The 16,423-nt window shown below is 63.9% G+C and carries 15 protein-coding genes and 1 pseudogene; 5 read left to right on the top strand and 11 right to left on the bottom strand.

Translation table 11 applies throughout. The annotated features are described in order from the left end of the window. The 9 genes from BLV20_RS17420 to BLV20_RS17380 all read right to left on the bottom strand — a co-directional run bounded on the left by BLV20_RS17420 (position 1) and on the right by BLV20_RS17380 (position 7,502). Positions 1-816 (bottom strand): DUF4892 domain-containing protein, encoded by an 816-nt coding sequence (locus BLV20_RS17420; protein ID WP_175540220.1) that lies wholly within the window; start codon positions 814-816, stop codon positions 1-3. Positions 817-824: 8 nt separating this feature from the next. Continuing rightward, entirely contained in the window at positions 825-1,484 is a 660-nt protein-coding gene (locus BLV20_RS17415) for a glutathione S-transferase family protein (protein ID WP_092303516.1), read from the bottom strand. 50 nt (positions 1,485-1,534) lie between these two features. Continuing rightward, a complete protein-coding gene (locus BLV20_RS17410; RefSeq protein ID WP_092303515.1) occupies positions 1,535-2,389 on the bottom strand; it encodes an alpha/beta hydrolase in 855 nt (284 codons plus the stop codon). Continuing rightward, on the bottom strand, positions 2,386-3,192 hold the full coding sequence (locus BLV20_RS17405) for an alpha/beta fold hydrolase (RefSeq protein WP_092303513.1): 807 nt from the start codon (positions 3,190-3,192) through the stop codon (positions 2,386-2,388). The genes BLV20_RS17410 and BLV20_RS17405 overlap by 4 nt, the downstream gene beginning before the upstream one ends. A 115-nt stretch (positions 3,193-3,307) precedes the next feature. Continuing rightward, entirely contained in the window at positions 3,308-3,751 is a 444-nt protein-coding gene (locus BLV20_RS17400; protein WP_092303511.1) for a hotdog fold thioesterase, read from the bottom strand. A 29-nt stretch (positions 3,752-3,780) separates the two neighbouring features. Next, positions 3,781-5,448, bottom strand: coding sequence for an AMP-binding protein (locus tag BLV20_RS17395; RefSeq protein WP_092303509.1), 1,668 nt, complete (start codon positions 5,446-5,448; stop codon positions 3,781-3,783). A gap of 216 nt (positions 5,449-5,664) precedes the next feature. Next, positions 5,665-6,114 (bottom strand): phosphohistidine phosphatase SixA, encoded by a 450-nt coding sequence (sixA, locus tag BLV20_RS17390; RefSeq protein ID WP_092303507.1) that lies wholly within the window; start codon positions 6,112-6,114, stop codon positions 5,665-5,667. Next, positions 6,111-6,458, bottom strand: coding sequence for a DUF4389 domain-containing protein (locus tag BLV20_RS17385; protein ID WP_092303504.1), 348 nt, complete (start codon positions 6,456-6,458; stop codon positions 6,111-6,113). The genes sixA and BLV20_RS17385 overlap by 4 nt, the downstream gene beginning before the upstream one ends. 18 nt (positions 6,459-6,476) lie before the next feature. Then, a complete protein-coding gene (locus BLV20_RS17380; RefSeq protein ID WP_092303502.1) occupies positions 6,477-7,502 on the bottom strand; it encodes an NAD(P)H-dependent glycerol-3-phosphate dehydrogenase in 1,026 nt (341 codons plus the stop codon). A gap of 194 nt (positions 7,503-7,696) precedes the next feature. On the opposite strand from BLV20_RS17380, the gene BLV20_RS17375 reads away from it, so the two are divergent. From BLV20_RS17375 to fabB, 5 genes are all read left to right on the top strand, one after another. After that, entirely contained in the window at positions 7,697-9,817 is a 2,121-nt protein-coding gene (locus BLV20_RS17375) for a TonB-dependent receptor plug domain-containing protein (RefSeq protein WP_092303500.1), read from the top strand. Between the two features lies 1 nt (position 9,818). Then, complete coding sequence (locus BLV20_RS17370; RefSeq protein ID WP_371914321.1) at positions 9,819-10,748, top strand: ABC transporter substrate-binding protein; 930 nt, start codon at positions 9,819-9,821, stop codon at positions 10,746-10,748. Continuing rightward, the gene (locus BLV20_RS17365; protein ID WP_092303498.1) at positions 10,745-12,646 is read left to right on the top strand and encodes an ATP-binding protein; all 1,902 of its coding nucleotides are present in this window, start codon (positions 10,745-10,747) and stop codon (positions 12,644-12,646) included. The genes BLV20_RS17370 and BLV20_RS17365 overlap by 4 nt, the downstream gene beginning before the upstream one ends. Before the next feature lie 246 nt (positions 12,647-12,892). Then, positions 12,893-13,408, top strand: a complete 516-nt coding sequence (fabA, locus tag BLV20_RS17360; protein WP_092303496.1) for a 3-hydroxyacyl-[acyl-carrier-protein] dehydratase FabA — start codon at positions 12,893-12,895, stop codon at positions 13,406-13,408. Between the two features lie 11 nt (positions 13,409-13,419). After that, complete coding sequence (fabB, locus tag BLV20_RS17355) at positions 13,420-14,640, top strand: beta-ketoacyl-ACP synthase I (RefSeq protein WP_009047783.1); 1,221 nt, start codon at positions 13,420-13,422, stop codon at positions 14,638-14,640. A gap of 84 nt (positions 14,641-14,724) precedes the next feature. On the opposite strand, the gene BLV20_RS32075 is transcribed toward fabB, so the two are convergent. Both BLV20_RS32075 and BLV20_RS32070 read right to left on the bottom strand, forming a co-directional pair. After that, positions 14,725-15,588 (bottom strand): methyl-accepting chemotaxis protein, encoded by an 864-nt coding sequence (locus tag BLV20_RS32075; protein ID WP_371914322.1) that lies wholly within the window; start codon positions 15,586-15,588, stop codon positions 14,725-14,727. Beyond that, positions 15,580-16,350, bottom strand: a pseudogene (locus BLV20_RS32070) (MCP four helix bundle domain-containing protein); the annotation flags it as partial. The gene BLV20_RS32075 and the pseudogene BLV20_RS32070, both read right to left, overlap by 9 nt. Between the last annotated feature and the right edge of the window lie 73 nt (positions 16,351-16,423).

The raw sequence follows: 16,423 nt of genomic DNA, 5'->3' as shown, positions 1-16,423 counted from the left end.
TTAGCGCAGCAGCTCAAGGCGCAGGCCCTGGGCCTCGCTGCCGCCGGTTTCCATGCGGGCCGCACGCACGCCCTGGCCGATCAGGGCCTGGCGCCAGACTTCGGCATTCGGCCCGGACACACTGACCCGCAAGGTGGTGTCGAGGTTCAAGCCCCGCGCCAGCAAGGTCAGCCAGGTCGGCTGGGGTTCGCCAGCGAGCTTGGGCAGGTTCAGCTCGCCGGTGTCCTTGAGCTGGCGCATCAGGGTCGCCGAAGTCGGCAACAACTCGCCCAGAGGGGTACTGGCGTCGAATTGCTCGACATGCAGGTACGCGCGGCGGTTGCCGCGGGTAATGCTGTACAGGGTCACCAGCGAATTGTCGTTGGGCGCGGCCAGGCGCAACAGCAGGTACGCCTGCTGGGCTTCGGCGCCATACAGCTTGGCGTTGCCGAACACTTCGTTGGCCCACAGGCTGCTTTCCCCACAATCGCGGGCCTGGCACCAGAACAGCAGTTCGGCGCCCTGCTTCTGCAAGGCTTCGCGGGCGGCGGTAAAGGCCACGGTCGAGGAATGTTCCGGCGGTAGCTCGTAGGTCACCGAAGTCGCGGTTCCACGCGCACCGACCTGCCCATCGAAACGCAACTGGCCGCTGATCTTGCGGATCGCCCCCATGGGGTAGATCCGCTCCATCTCGGCCGCCGGGCGGTAGTCGACGATCTGCGCGTCGGCCATGCGCGGCACGACCGGCAAGTCGTGGCTGCCCGGCAAATCGGCGGCGAAGAGGCTGGCGCAGGACAGGCTGACACAGGACAACAGCAGGACACTGAATGAACGCATGGGTGCTCTCATCGGATCAGCATGGCCTGGGCACCCTTGATGACGCTGGCGTCATCCGTGCGCTGGGGAACCAGCAACCCGCGCTGCACCGCCGGACGTGCCTCCAAAGTCGCCATCCAGCGTTGCAGGGCCACCAGGCCGTCCACCGAGACCCCGGACCATTCATGGCCGCGCACCCACGGAAAGGTGGCGATGTCGGCAATGCTGTAGTCGCCGGCAAGGAACTCGACCTCTTGCAGGCGGGTGTCGAGCACCTCGTACAAGCGCCGGGTTTCATGTTGATAACGATCGATGGCGCCCTGGAGTTTTTCCGGGAAATAACGGAAGAACACATTGGCCTGGCCCTGCATCGGGCCAATGCCGCCCATCTGGAACATCAACCACTGGATCACCCGGGAACGCCCCTTCGGGTCGCTGGGCAGCAATTGCCCGCTGAGTTCAGCCAGGTAGATGAGAATCGCGCCGGACTCGAACACGGCGAAATCGCCATTGGCGCGGTCGACAATCGCCGGGATCCGGCCATTGGGATTGATCTTGAGAAAGCCTGGAGCCTTTTGTTCCTTCTTGTCGAAACTCAGGGCATGCACCGTATAAGGCAGGCCGAGTTCCTCGAGCACGATAGAGACCTTGTGGCCATTCGGGGTCGCAGCGGTGTAGAGATCTATCATGGTTGTCTCCCATTTCAACCCGCCCAGCCTCGACAGTTGCCCGCTGCAAGTCAAGAAACGGCGAAAAACCTATTGAAACAGTCTGCAACAAGGATCGCGCCGGCTTCGTCGTTCAGGTGCAGGTGATGGCCACCAGGCAGCTGTTCACGGTCAAAGGGTAGCCGTTCCAGCAACTCCGGGTGCTTGGCCAGCATGCCGTCGGCCGCCACCACCAGATGGGTCGGACAGGCCAGGCGCTGGACGAACGTCAAGGCCTGCTCCTGGGTCAGGCGCAGCGGCGAGGCCAGGGTCAGGCGGCTGTCGCTGCGCCAGGTGTAGCCCCCCGGGACCGGCATCAGGCCACGTTGCGCGAGCAGTTCGGCGGCTTCGCGGCTGACCGCGACCACGCCCTTCATCCGCGCCTCGATGGCGCGGTCCAGGGTGGCGTACACCGGCTTGCGCTTGTCCCGCAGGTCCAACTGGGCTTGCAGGGCCATGCCCATGCGCTCGGCGGCGTTTTCACCGGCAGCGGTCGGTGGAATCACCCCATCGATCAGCGCCAAGTGGCTCACCCGCTCGGGCAAGGAGCCGGCCAGCACCAGCGAAACGATCGCGCCGAGGGAATGCCCGAGCAGGCCGAAGCGCTTCCAACCCAACTGCTCGGCGACCTGCAAGACGTCATACACATAATCCCAGAGCGCATACCCGGCCCCCAGCGGGCGGTGCCCGGAGTGGCCATGCCCGGCCATGTCCAGGGCGACGATACGCAAGCCCTGCAGCCTGGGCGCCAGCCGCGCGAAGCTGTTGGCGTTGTCCAGCCAGCCGTGCAGGGCAATGACCGGCAGGCCATCCTCGGGGCCGAACAAATGCGCCGCCAGCTCGATATGCGGCAGGCTCAGGCGGACTTCTTCCACCGCGGCGCTCATGCGCAGCTCCGTTCAGCGCGGGCTTGCCAGCGGCTGAAGAGCTTTTTCAACAGGGCCGCGGTGTCTTGCGGACGCTCCAGCGGGAACATGTGCCCGCCCGGCATGCTCAGGGATTCGCCATGGGGCATGCGCCCGACGCTGCTGGCGTGGTGCTTCATCACCACCCGGCTCTGACGGCCGCGCACCACCGCCAGCGGCACCTTCAACTGCCGGGGACGGCCCGGGCTGGTGTGCGGCACGCCCCGATAGATACTGATTTCGGTGGCCGGGTCGAAGCGCAGCCGCAAACGACCGTCGACCTGATGCAGGCCATGCTGCAGGTAGGCGTCGAAACATTCGGGGTCGAACCCGCGGAACAGGGTCTTGCCGGCAAAATACTTGCGCGCCGATTCCAGGTCGCTGAACTCTTCGCGGCGGCCCAGGGTCCGGCCGGCGGGGGTCAGGCGGTCGATGAAGCCGAACCGCTTGGCGGCGCGAATCACCCATTGATCGGTGCGGGTCAGCACTGGCGAGTCGAGCATCACCACGCCGCGATAGAGTTCCGGGCAGCGCAGCGCCGCATGCAGATGCAGGACGCCGCCGAAGGAATGGCCGACACCCCAGACCGGCTCGGCCTGCTGCTGCAGGTGGTGGATCAGCTCGTCCACCAGGTTCAGCCAGTTGTCGTCCGCAGGAAAACGCGGATCGTGGGCGTGCTGCTGCAAGTGCGCCACCCGGTATTCGGGCGCCAGCGCGGCGAACAACTTGCCGTAGGTTCCCGAGGGAAACCCGTTGGCGTGAGCGAAAAAAACCTGTTGCGACATACCGGCTAACTCATGAACAAAAAACGATGGCTGATTGTCCGCACGCCATTGGCCGACGGCAATGACAGTAACGGTCAAGAATGATGACACTCCGTTTCAGCCTATGGGCACCCGCTCAGCGTGCCGGCGGTGTCTGCCCCAGCGGCACCACGGCCATGGTCAGGCGCGATACGCAACTGGCCTTGCCTTCGTCGCTGCTGAGGCGAATATCCCAGACGTGGGTGGTACGCCCGATATGAATCGCCGTCGCCACCGCCGTCACCCGGCCGGAACGCAGGCCGCGCAGGTGGTTGGCGTTGATCTCCAGGCCCACGCAATAGAACTTGCTGGAATCGATGCACAGGTAGCTGGCCATGGAGCCGACCGTTTCCGCCAGCACCACCGAGGCGCCGCCATGCAGCAGGCCATAGGGTTGATGAGTGCGATGGTCGATCACCATGCTGGCCGTCAGGGACTCGTCGTCGAAGGATTCGAAACGGATGTCCAGCACCTCGCCGATGGTGTTTTTCTGGATCGCGTTCAATTGCTCGATGTTCGGGGTGGTACGCCATAAGCTCATCGCTGCATCCTTTAGGTGGTTATCCGCGCTCAATCCTGCCACAGCACCGCTTCGGAGCGTTCGCTCCACTCTTTGAAGCGTTCGCCGTAGGTCGCTTCGATGACATTGCGCTTGATCTTCAGGGTCGGGGTCAGGAAGCCGTTTTCCACGGCCCAACTGTCCTTGACCACCACCAGGCGATGCAAGCGCTCATGTTTGTCCAGCGCGCCATTGACCTCGTCGAGCAGGCTTTCCAGGCTGGCATGCAGGCCCCCCCGGGCGTTGCCTGCGGCATCCTGCAAACCGGCCGCGGACAATACGCACAAACCCAGCGGCGCACTCAGGCCATCGCCGACCACGCACACCTGCTCGATCCGCGAATGCACCGCCAGCCGGTTCTCGATCGGCGCCGGGGCCACGTACTTGCCCTTGCTGGTCTTGAAGATTTCCTTGAGCCGCCCGGTCAGGCGCAGGTTGCCGTCGGCGTCCTGCTCGCCCTTGTCGCCGGTGCGCAGGAAACCGTCCTCGGTGACGGTTTCCGCGGTCTTCTGCGGGTCCTTGAAGTAGCCGAGCATGGTCGCGCCGCTGCGCACCTGGACTTCCCCGGACTCGTCGATCCGCACCTCGACGTCCGGGCAAGGCCGGCCGATCCAGCCGGGCACATGCTGGCCGCTGCGACCGATATGGGAATAACCGCAACTTTCGGTCATGCCGTACACCTCCAGCACATCGAGGCCCAGGCGCTGGTACCAGTTCAACAGGGCCTGCGGCACCGGCGCCGCGCCGGACAATGCGACCCGCAGCGCATCCAGCCCCAGCCCCGCCAACACCTTGCGCCCGATCCGCTTGCCGATAAAAGGCAGGCCCAGCAGGAAGTCCAGGCGCTTGGCCGGGACCTTGCTGTACACGCCCATCTGGAATTTGGTCCAGATCCGCGGCACGCCGAACAGCGCCGTGGGCCGCGCCCGCTGCAAGTCACTGAGGAAGGTGTCCAGGCTCTCGGCGAAAAACACCGTCTGCCCGGTATAGATCGCCGCCATCTCGACGAACATGCGTTCGGCCACGTGGCACAGCGGCAAGTAAGACAGTAGCCGGTCCGTCGGCCCCAGGCCGAACAGCTGGGTACCGCGCGAGGCGGCAAAACCCAGGGTGCCGAAGCTGTGCATCACGCCCTTGGGCAAGCCGGTGGTGCCCGAGGTGTAAATGATAGTTGCCAGTTGCTCGGCGCCAGGGCTCGGGTTGTCCTGGATCGGCGAGCATTGCTGCAGTTCGTCCCAGGAGAAGTCGAAGCGGCCTTCGGGGCAGATGGGCAGGCTGATGGTCGGCAGTCCGGGCTTCACCCCGGGAGCCATCGCCGGCCAGTCGTCGAGCTTGCCGATGAACACCAGGGCCGATTCGGAGTGCTCCAGCACCTGGGCCACCGAATCGGCGGTCAGGTTGGGATACAGCGGCACGGAAACATGACCGGCCATCCAGATCGCCAGGTCGGCGATGATCCAGTGGGCACAGTTCTTGGAGATGATTGCGACATGGCTGCCCTGTGGCAGCTCGCGGGCGCGCAACCAATGGGCGGCGCAGCGGGCCTGGTGGCCGACCTCGGCCCAGGTCAGCTCTTCGACCCGGCCACCGCCCAGGGGCTGGACCAGGAAACGTTGGCGGGGATGACGAGCTTCACGCTCGTAGAACACTTCCAGCGGCAAACGAAAAGCAGCAGACATGCGACTCGCTCCTTTGTTTTTGTTCTGATCGTGAGGCTAGCCAACCAAGCACTTGCTCGGGCGACTATTCCACGCACAAAGAAACGCTGCAAGTTAAGAAATGTAGCGAAAAGAACAGAACACCGTAGGAGCGAGGCTTGCCCGCGAAGAGCAGCGACACGGGGTGCCTGAAACTACGCGGCACCTTTTTTCGCGGGCAAGCCTCGCTCCTACAGCTCAGGGGTTCTTGATGCTGTTGAGGGTCATCAGGCCGGCCAGCGGCCAGTCGCCTTCAAGTTCCGCCAGGCCGGCGGTGTGCATCGGCTGCGGGTTGCGCAGGTGGCCGTGTTGCAGGAAGCCGATCAGGTTGCCCACCAGCGGCTGGTGACTCACCAGCAGCAGATTGTCCGCCGACTCCAGTTGAGCGAGCACCGACAGCGGATTGCTGTCCGGCGTCAGCCAGGGCACGGTGCGGATTTCCGCTTCGAAACCCAGGGCTTCGCGCACCAACAGCGCCGTCTGCTGCGCCCGCGCATAAGGGCTGGCGATGATCGCGCTGAGCGGCTGACCGATCAGGTGCGCGGCGCTGCGCAGCGCCTCCTCGCGGCCATGCTCGGTCAGGTTGCGCTCGGCATCGCTGCGCGCATGGGGCTCAGCCTCGCCGTGGCGCAGCACCCAGAGCTTCACAGCTTGGGCTCCTCGTCACGCGCCGGATGGGGCGCCGGCGGCACCACATGTGGTGCTTCGCCTTCGGGGGCCCGTGGGGCTGGCCAGTCGGAGAATGGCCATGGTTTCTGGTCGGTGTGAAAACTGCCGAAACGGCCGATCTGCGCCAGGAACTGGCTCAGGCTGTCACCGAAGTTCATCAGGCTCGCGCTCGGCGAGCCGTAGATCAGCCGGTAGATCAGTTGCACCAGCACCAGCGCGCCAAGGATGAATTGCGCCACTTGCCAGACCAGCACGAATACCAGCATCCACAGCACACGCAGGAGGATGGATTCGTACTTGGCTTCGGAATTCGTATCGTTCATGTCTCGCTCCTGTCCTGCTCAGTTGAAACCACTGGTGGAAATAAAGTCGACATCGGTTTTCGGCTCGCCGCGCATCAACAATTCGATGACCTGATTCAACGTGCGCCCTTCAAACAGAATGGCATGTAATCCGGCCACCAGCGGCATATATACGCCCAGCTCCTGCGCCTTGACCTTGAGCACCTTGAGGGTGTTCACGCCTTCGGCCACCTCGCCGAGACGGGCCACCGCCTCCTCCAGGCTCAGGCCTTCGCCCAGGGCGAAACCGACCTGGTAGTTGCGGCTCTTGGGCGACGAGCAGGTGACGATCAGGTCACCGACCCCTGCCAGGCCGAGGAAGGTCATGGGATTGGCGCCCTGACTGACGGCGAAACGGGTCATTTCCGCCAGCGCCCGGGTAATCAGCATGCTCTTGGTGTTTTCCCCCATGCCCAGCGCCACGGCCATGCCGGCGATAATCGCGTAGACGTTCTTCAACGCCCCGCCCAGCTCGACGCCGAAGCGGTCGGCACTGGCATAGACGCGAAAGGTCCGGCCATGCAGGGCTGCCTGCACCCGCTGGCAGAGGTCTTCGTCCTCGCTGGCGATCACGGTGGCGGTCAAGGCGTGCTCGGCCACTTCACGGGCCAGGTTCGGCCCGGACAGCACGCCGATCCGCGCGTGCGGAGCAATGTCTTCGAGGATTTCGCTCATCAGCTTGAAGGTCTGCGCCTCGATGCCCTTGGTCAGGCTGACCAGCAGTTTGCCGGCGAGCAGCTGCGCATGGGGCGCCAGCACCGAGCGCAGGGCGCTGGAAGGCAGGGCGACAAAACACAGCTCGCTGTCGTTCAGGGTGGCCAGCAGGTCAGTCACCGGCTCCACCGCCGGATGAATCTTGATGCCTTTGAGGTAACGCGGATTTTCGCGATTTACGCGAATGGCCTCCGCCTGCTGCGGGTCGCGCATCCACTGCCGCACCCGATGACCGTTCTCGGCCAGCAGATTGGCCACGGCGGTACCAAAGCTTCCGCCTCCCAGGACCGCGATAGGGCGCTGTTCAGTCATATGCAATCCGTCAATCCATACAGTGGCGATGGCGGCATTATACGGGGCGCCCCTGCGGCGGCCAGCCCTGTGAACAATTAGGCACAAATGCCGGGAAAACACCGATTAGGACATGGATTGTCGGGGTTATCGACTGGAAAACCCGGTCATCTCGGTTAACATGCGCGGCAATTACCCGTTATCAAGGCTGTGCCGTGTATCCTGGCCCTCCCCCCTTTCGCCCATCGCTATTGCTGGCACTGCTCTGCAGCACCCCGGTGCTGGCCGACGACCTGTTTTTGGACAGCCAGCCGCTGCCGGAAATCCTCACCGCCACCCGTCTGAAACAATCTCCCGCAGCCGTGCCCGGCAGCATGACCGTGCTCGACAGCGAGCTGATCAACGCCAGCGGCGCCCGTGACATCAGCGAGCTGCTGCGCCTGGTGCCGGGGATGATGGTCGGCAATATCAGCGGCAACCAGGCCGCGGTGAACTATCACGGCACCAATGCCAGCGGGGCGCGGCGCATGCAGGTGCTGATCGACGGACGCTCGGTGTACCGTGCGGGCCTGGCTACCGTGGACTGGAGCGACATCCCGGTGGCCATGGAAGACATCGAGCGCATCGAGGTATTTCGCGGCCCCAACACCGTCAGTTACGGCGCCAACGCGTTGATGGCCGTGATCAACATCATCACCCGCTCGCCCGCCAACAGCCATGGCACGCGGATCAAGGTCACCCGCGGCCAGCGCGGCATCAGCGACTGGTATGCCAGCCAGGGCACGGGCTGGGAAACCGGTGACCTACGCCTGTCGCTGTCCGGGCAGGAGGATGACGGCTTTGACAGCGATCGCAACGGTGCCGACTACCGCGACAGCCGGCGCTTGAACCGCTTCAGCCTGTCAGTCAGCCAGATGCTTGACGAGCAGCAGAGCATCGACTGGCAGCTCAGCGCCAAGGAAGGCAGCAATCAGCGCCCCTATACCTACCGGCCGGTGTTCTCCGGTATCACCTCGGCCGGCTACAACTCTGACGTGATCGCCAAGGACTATGCCGGCTCGCTGCGCTGGAACCTGGACATCAACCCGGACCACAGCCTTTATATACAAGGCTCGGCCCAGCATTGGGATCGCCAGCAGAACTGGCGCGCCTGTGACGCCGAGGTGTCGTTCAGCCCGGAACTGACCCGCCTCTGGCAGCTCAACCCGAACTACGCCGAGCTGCTGGCCCGGCACATGGACAGTTTCAGCGGCGGCGCCCCGCCGGGCACCGCCACCGAACAGGCCCTGGCGAACCAGGTGCTGACGCAATGGAAGGACGGCGCCAAGCGCACGGTCTGCGGGGATATCGACCAGAGCGCCCGCGAATCGCGCTATGACCTGGAATTGCAGGACACCCTGAGCCTGTCCGACGGCGTGCGCCTGGTCAGTGGCCTGAACTACCGCTACGACCGCGCCACCTCGCAAACTTATTTCAACGGCACCCTCGACGACAGCACCTGGCGCGCGTTCGGCCAGCTGGAATGGCGCGCCACCGAGCACTGGCTGGTGCAGGGCGGCGCCATGTTCGAGGATTCGCAGCTGAGCGGCAGCTCGCTGACCCCGCGGGTGGCGGTCAATTACTTGATCAATCCGCGCCACGGCCTGCGGGCGGTGTATTCGGAAGCGATCCGCTCGCCAGACATGTTCGAGAACAACGTCAACTGGAGCTACCGGGTCACCAAGTTGCAGCCGACCGCCTTTGGCCAGCCCAGCGCCGAGTATTTCGTCAAGACCCGTGGCCCGGGCAACCTCGACCAGGAACGCATGCGCTCCCGGGAGCTGGGCTACAACGGCTTTTTCGCCGATATCGGGCTGAACCTGGATGTAAAACTGTTCTACGACGAAATCACCGGGATGATCAGCGAACCGTTGCGCAACAACCAATACATTGCCAGCAACAGCAACACCTCGCGCTTCGCCGGCAGTGAAACCCAGCTGGACTGGCGCCTGAACCCGGCGGACCGGCTGCGCCTGACGTATGCCTATGTCGATGCCGAGGCCAGCAACCCGCAGGATCAGCAGCTGACTGCGCGCCACAGCGGGTCGGCGGGCTGGTTGCGCGACTGGGGCCAGGGTTGGTCCAGCGCGCTCTTCTATTATGGTGACAGCGCGCTTAACGGTTACCGCTTCGAGCGCATCGATAGCCGCGTCGCCAAGCGTATTCCCCTGGGCAAGGGCAGCCTGGAGCTGGCCGGCGTGCTCCAGCAACGGCTCGACGACGAGCCCACCACCTTTGTCGACAATAACTATGACTCGCACCACGTCCTCTACTTCAGTGCGGAGTTGACGTTCTAGCATGAGCCACCGTCAGCCAGGGATGACGCCTGCCTTGAGCCGATTCCGCGCTCGCCTGCTGCTGTTCTGTTGCCTCTGGGGTACTTCCCCCGCATGGGCGGCCCAGGTGTTGCTGACCGGCGCCGAAGACAGCGCCGGCGTCCGGGCCTTTACCCAGGCGCTGGCGCAACAGCGGCCCCAGGACCATGTGCACTTCGAGCCCCTGGCCAACCTGCCCGCCCCTGGCCAATTGCCGGCCGGAACCCGGCTGATCCTGCTCGACCCGGCCAGCCTCGAATGGCGCCAGCAGGACGCCCATGGCCCGGCCACGCTGGTGCTGCGCATCGGCCGGATCCAGGCCCGGCAGCGCCTGGGGGCGGCGGCCTCGTCGCGGCTGAGCCTGCTCTGGAGCGACCCGCCTTTGGACCGACAATTGCAATTGATCCGCAAGGTCCTCCCCCAAGCCCGACGGATCGGCGTGCTCTACGGCGCCGACAGCGCGTTCCTGCTCAGGGAGCTGCACCAGGCCGCCCATCCCCTGGGCCTGGAAATCGTCGCCGAGCGCTGGGACGACACCAATGACAGCCGCCCGCTGCAAAACCTGCTGAAAAGCAGCGATGTCCTGCTGGGACTCGACGACCCGCGGCTGTACAACCCGAAAACCGCGAAAAACCTGTTATTGAGCAGCTATGCCCGGCAACTGGCGCTGATCGGCCCCAATGCCGGTTTCGTCAAGGCCGGCAGCCTGGCCAGCACCTACAGCGACCAGGAAGACTGGCTGCAAGTGCTCGACGATTTGCTGGACCAGCCCACGACCCATTGGCCACGCGCCTTGTATCCGCGACTGTTCAAAGTGCTGAGCAACCCGCAAGTGGCACGTTCCCTGGGTGTCGAACCGATTGACGAGCGATCGCTGGCGACCCAGCTGGCCGAAGGAGAAAAATACCCATGACCTTCCGTCGCCGCTGGGACATCAGTACCCGCACCCAGATCATCTGCCTCGGCCCGGCGCTGCTGCTGACTCTGCTGCTGATCAGCTTCTTTACCTTTGTCCGGATCCAGGACTTGCGCCAGGAGCTGAACCATACTGGCCAGTTGATTGCCAACCAATTGGCCCCGGCCACCGAGTACGGAGTGATCTCGGGCAACAGCGAAGGTCTCGAAAGCCTGCTCAAGGCCACCCTGGCCACGCCCCACGTGCGTTTTCTCGAGGTCCAGGACAGCCGCAACAAAATCCTGGTGTACGTGGAGCAGCCTTCGGAGACCCACAAGCGCTCGCAGCAGGTGGAAGTGTTCCAGGCCCCGGTGCGCCTGCAACGCATCCAGCTCAGCAACGACTTTTTCCAGGATGGCCCGGGGGCCAATGCAGGCCCGAACGAGGATTATCTGGGGCGGGTGATCGTCGGCATGTCCAACGATGCCTTCAGCCAGCGCCAACAGGAGATCCTGTTCAAGGCCGGCATCCTCGCGCTGTTCGCCCTGCTGTTCACCTTCCTTTTGGCCCGCCGCCTGGCGGCCAGCCTGTCGCAGCCGATCAGCGCCATGGGCACCGCGGTCAAGGCCATTCAACAGGGCGACTTCAAGACTCCGCTGCCGATCGTCGACGACGCCGAGCTAGGCGATCTTTCGCGGCATATCAACAACCTCGCCGCCGGCCTCGAGCAGGCCAGCCGCGAGCAGCACCAGGCCATGGCGCAGTTGATCCAGACCCGCGAAGAGGCGGAACGGGCCAACAACGCCAAGTCGGACTTCCTGGCGATGATGAGCCATGAACTGCGCACGCCCATGAATGGCGTGCTGGGCATGCTGCAACTGCTCGAAACCACCGAGATGACCGAGGAGCAGCACGAATACGCGGCGCTGGCCTCCGAGTCCACCGAGCATTTGCTCAAGGTAATCAACGACATCCTAGATTTCTCGCGCATCGAGCGTTCGGCCCTGGAGCTGGAGCACATTCCGTTCAACCTCGCCGAATTGATCGGCAGTTCGGCCCAGGCTTTCCAGCACAGCGCCGCCCAGCGCGGCCTGGACCTGCAGCTGCGTTTGCCACCGGGCATGGAGTCGCTGCAAGTCAAAGGCGATCCGACGCGGATCCGACAGATCCTGGTGAACCTGATCGGCAATGCCTTGAAGTTCACCGAACACGGCAGCATCAGCATCGAGCCGCAATGGCAGGCCCTGGACCATGAGCTGCTGTGGTTTACCTGTAGCGTGCGCGACAGCGGGATAGGCATCAGCACCGAAAGCCTGGAACTGATGTTCAACGCTTTCCAGCAGGCCGACAGTTCGATTTCCCGGCGGTATGGCGGCACCGGCCTGGGGCTGCCGATCGCCCGCACCCTGGCCGAACGCATGGGCGGCACCCTGCGCGCCCAGAGCGAGGAAGGCCGTGGTTCGGTGTTCACCCTGGAAATCCCCCTGGCGCTGCACCAGCAAAGCCTGCCGGTGCTGGCGCCGCGGGTGCATACCGGGCATGCCCATGGCGAGGGGCGCAATGTGCTGCTGGTCGAAGACAACCCGGTCAACCAGACCGTGATCCGGGCCATGCTGCGCAGCCTGGGCTTCACGGTCAGCATCGCCACCGACGGCGCCCAGGCCATTCGCAGCGCCGAAAGCCTGATCTTCGAGGCGATCCTGATGGACTGCCGCCTACCGCTGATCGACGGCTACGAGGCCACCCGGCAGATCCGCCAACTGCCCGGATGCGCCGACCTGCCGATCATCGCCTTGACCGCCAATGCCTTGCAGGGCGACCGCGAAGCCTGCCTGGCAGCGGGAATGAACGATTATCTGGCCAAGCCGTTCAAACGCACGGACCTGCAGCAAATTCTCCAACGCTGGGTGCAGTAGCGGGTATTTATCGACCATCTGCGACTGGCGTGATGGGCGAAAGTGCGGCAGTCTTAGGCACCCGACAGGCCCCTCGCAGGGCCTGTATAATAATTTCAGTGCACAAGTGTACATTCATGTTCCTTGTGCTGTGACTTTCACCACAACGCAATAGTCTATGAGTAGGCTGCCGGCTCGAGGCATGAACGCTTCGATCGGCCGGGAAGATTTGCCCCACCTGCCGCATGGGACTATTGAGGAGCTCGCATGACCAAACAAAACGCCTTTACTCGGGAAGACCTGCTGCGCTGCAGTCGCGGTGAGCTGTTCGGCCCAGGTAACGCGCAACTGCCCGCCCCGAACATGCTGATGGTGGACCGCATCACTCATATCAGCCCAGAGGGTGGCAAGTACGGCAAAGGTGAATTGGTCGCCGAGCTGGATATCACCCCGGACCTGTGGTTCTTCGCCTGCCACTTCGAAGGCGATCCGGTGATGCCGGGCTGCCTGGGCCTCGACGCCATGTGGCAACTGGTCGGTTTCTTCCTGGGCTGGCAAGGCCTGCCGGGCCGCGGTCGCGCCCTGGGCTCGGGTGAAGTGAAGTTCTTTGGCCAGGTGCTGCCGAGCGCCAAGAAAGTTACCTATAACATCCAGATCAAACGCGTCCTGAAGGGCAAGCTGAACATGGCCATCGCCGATGGCTCGGTCAGCGTCGACGGCCGCGAGATCTACACCGCCGAAGGCCTCCGGGTCGGCGTTTTCACCTCCACTGACAACTTCTAAGGGTTATCCGCATGCGCCGCGTCGTTATCACTGGTCTGGGCATCGTTTCGTGCCTGGGCAATGACAAAGAGACCGTCTCCGCTAACCTGCGTGCAAGTCGCCCTGGCATCCGCTTCAACCCGGAATATGCCGAAATGGGTCTGCGTAGCCAGGTTTCCGGCTCCATTGACCTCAATCTCGAAGAGCTGATCGATCGCAAGATCTATCGCTTCGTCGGCCACGCAGCGGCTTACGCCTACCTGGCCATGAAAGACGCCATCGCCGATTCCGGCCTGACCGAAGAGCAGGTTTCCAACCCGCGCACCGGCCTGATCGCCGGCTCCGGCGGCGCCTCTACCCTGAACCAGATGGAAGCGCTGGACATCCTGCGCGAGAAAGGCGTCAAGCGCGTCGGCCCATACCGCGTCACGCGGACCATGAGCAGCACTGTTTCCGCTTGCCTGGCCACTCCATTCAAGATCAAGGGCCTGAACTACTCCATCGCTTCCGCCTGCGCCACCAGTGCTCACTGCATCGGTACCGCCATGGAACAGATCCAGATGGGCAAGCAGGACATCGTGTTCGCCGGCGGCGGTGAAGAAGAACATTGGAGCCAGTCGTTCCTGTTCGACGCCATGGGCGCCCTGTCCAGCCAGTACAACGAAACCCCGGACAAGGCTTCCCGCGCCTACGACGCCAAGCGTGACGGCTTCGTCATCGCCGGCGGTGGCGGCATGGTCGTGGTCGAGGAGCTGGAACACGCCCTGGCCCGTGGCGCGAAGATCTACGCCGAAATCGTTGGCTACGGCGCAACGTCCGACGGCTACGACATGGTCGCGCCAAGTGGCGAAGGCGCCATCCGCTGCATGCAGATGGCCATGTCCACCGTCGACGCACCGATCGACTACCTGAACACCCACGGCACTTCGACTCCGGTCGGCGACGTCGCGGAAATGAAAGGCGTGCGTGAAGTGTTCGGCGACAAGGCTCCGGCCATCAGCTCCACCAAGAGCCTGTCGGGTCACTCCCTGGGCGCTGCGGGCGTTCACGAAGCGATCTACTGCCTGCTGATGATGGAAGGCAACTTCATGGCAGGTTCCGCCAATATCGAAGAGCTGGATCCGGAAGTGGCCGATATGCCGATCCTGACCAAGACTCGCGAAGACGCCACCATCAACACCGTGATGAGCAACAGCTTCGGCTTCGGCGGCACCAACGCCACCCTGGTCCTGAAGCGCTGGCAGGGCAAGTAAGCCCCGCCGCTTCGCCATATGAAAAACGCCCTGACTGGTTCGGGGCGTTTTTTTTTGACGAGCGTTTTTCCTTACGCAGAATCATTACACCGAAAAACGCGCCACCAGCGTATTCAGGTCCACCGCCAGCCGTGACAATTCCTGGCTCGCAGCGCTGGTCTGGTTGGCCCCGGCCGAAGTCTGCATGGCCAGGTCGCGGATGTTCATCAGGTTGCGGTCCACCTCCCTGGCCACCGCCGCCTGCTCCTCCGAGGCGCTGGCGATCACGGTGTTGCGCTCGTTGATCAGGGTGATTGCCCCGGCAATTTCCTCCAGCGCCACCCCCGCCGCCTTGGCCAGCTCCAGGGTCGAACGGGCCCGGCTATTGCTCTGCTGCATGGAACTGACGGCCTGGTCGGTACCCAGCTGGATGCCGCCGATCATCTGCTCGATCTCCTGGGTCGACTGCTGGGTGCGATGAGCCAGCGCCCGCACCTCGTCGGCCACCACCGCGAACCCGCGGCCGGCATCCCCGGCCCGCGCCGCCTCGATGGCCGCATTCAGGGCCAGCAGGTTGGTCTGCTCGGCCACCGAGCGAATCACATCGAGCACCTTGCTGATGCCATAGACCTTCTGCGCCAGCTCTTCGACCTGCGAAGCGTTGGCGGTCACGTCGTCGGCCAGGGACTCGATGGACTGCACCGTCTGCTGCACCTGCTCGCGCCCATGCTGGGCGATCAGGTCGGACTGGCGCGATGCTTCGGAAGTCGCCACGGCGTTGCTGGCCACCTCCTCCACCGCGGCGGTCATCTGGTTCACCGCCGTCGCCGCCTGCTCGATTTCCTGGCTTTGCTGATGCAGGCCGCGAGTGGCGTCCTCGGTCACGCAACTGAGTTCTTCGGAAGCGGAAGCCAGCTGGCTGGAAGAGTCGGAGATGCGCCGGATGGTTTCCCGCAGGCTGTGCTGCATGGCCTTGAGCGCGTGCAGCAGGCGCGCCGGCTCATCCTTGCCGCTGACGCGGATGTCCTCGGTCAGGTCGCCGCCGGCCACCACTTCGGCCACGCTCACCGACTGCGAGAGGGGCAGCACAATGCTGCGGGTGAGCAACAGGGCCAGGATAATGGTCATCAGGCCGGCCACGACGATCATCGCCACCACCCAGACCTTGGCGTTGCTGAATACTTCCCGGGCAAGCTCAGTGGCCAGGTTGGCGTTATGCCGGTTCAGCGCCACCAGTTCGTTGAGAGTCCCCGCCAGCTCGTCGGCCAGCTCGCTCATTTCGCCATTGACCACCGCGACCGCATCCTCGACCTTCCCTTGTTGCGACAGGGCCATCACCTGGTTCTGGTGCTCGAGGTAACGCTTTTCGGCGACTTTGTAGCGATCGAACAGCACACGCTCCTCGGGCAGCACAATCAGCGCGTTATAGCGCTCCTGGGCCGCCGTCATGCCGCGCTTGATCTCGTTGAGCTTGCTTTCGTTCTGCGCCAGGGCCTGCGGGCTGCGGTTGATCAGCAGGCGCATGGTCAGCGCGCGGACCCGCAGCAGGTCCTGATTCATCTCGCCCACCGACATGACACTGGGCAGCCAGTTATTGTCGACCTCGTCGGACTGCGCGCGCATGTTCGACATCTGGAGCAGGGCGAACGCCCCCAGGCCGAACACCATCAGCGCCAACAGGCCGAAACCCAGGCCTGCGCGCGGTGCAATGTTGAGACTTCTGATGCTCATTCTCCGGTTCCTTCCAAAAGCGCTGCATTCGCCATGCAGCGGGCTGCTCTTGAAAGTATCGGGTCGCGGAAAA

The sequence above is a fragment of the Pseudomonas sp. NFIX28 genome, assembly GCF_900107395.1.
In the GTDB taxonomy this organism is placed as follows: Bacteria; Pseudomonadota; Gammaproteobacteria; order Pseudomonadales; family Pseudomonadaceae; genus Aquipseudomonas.
The sequence above is the reverse complement of the archived record's forward strand: the minus strand, read 5'-3'. Positions and strand labels throughout refer to the sequence as shown.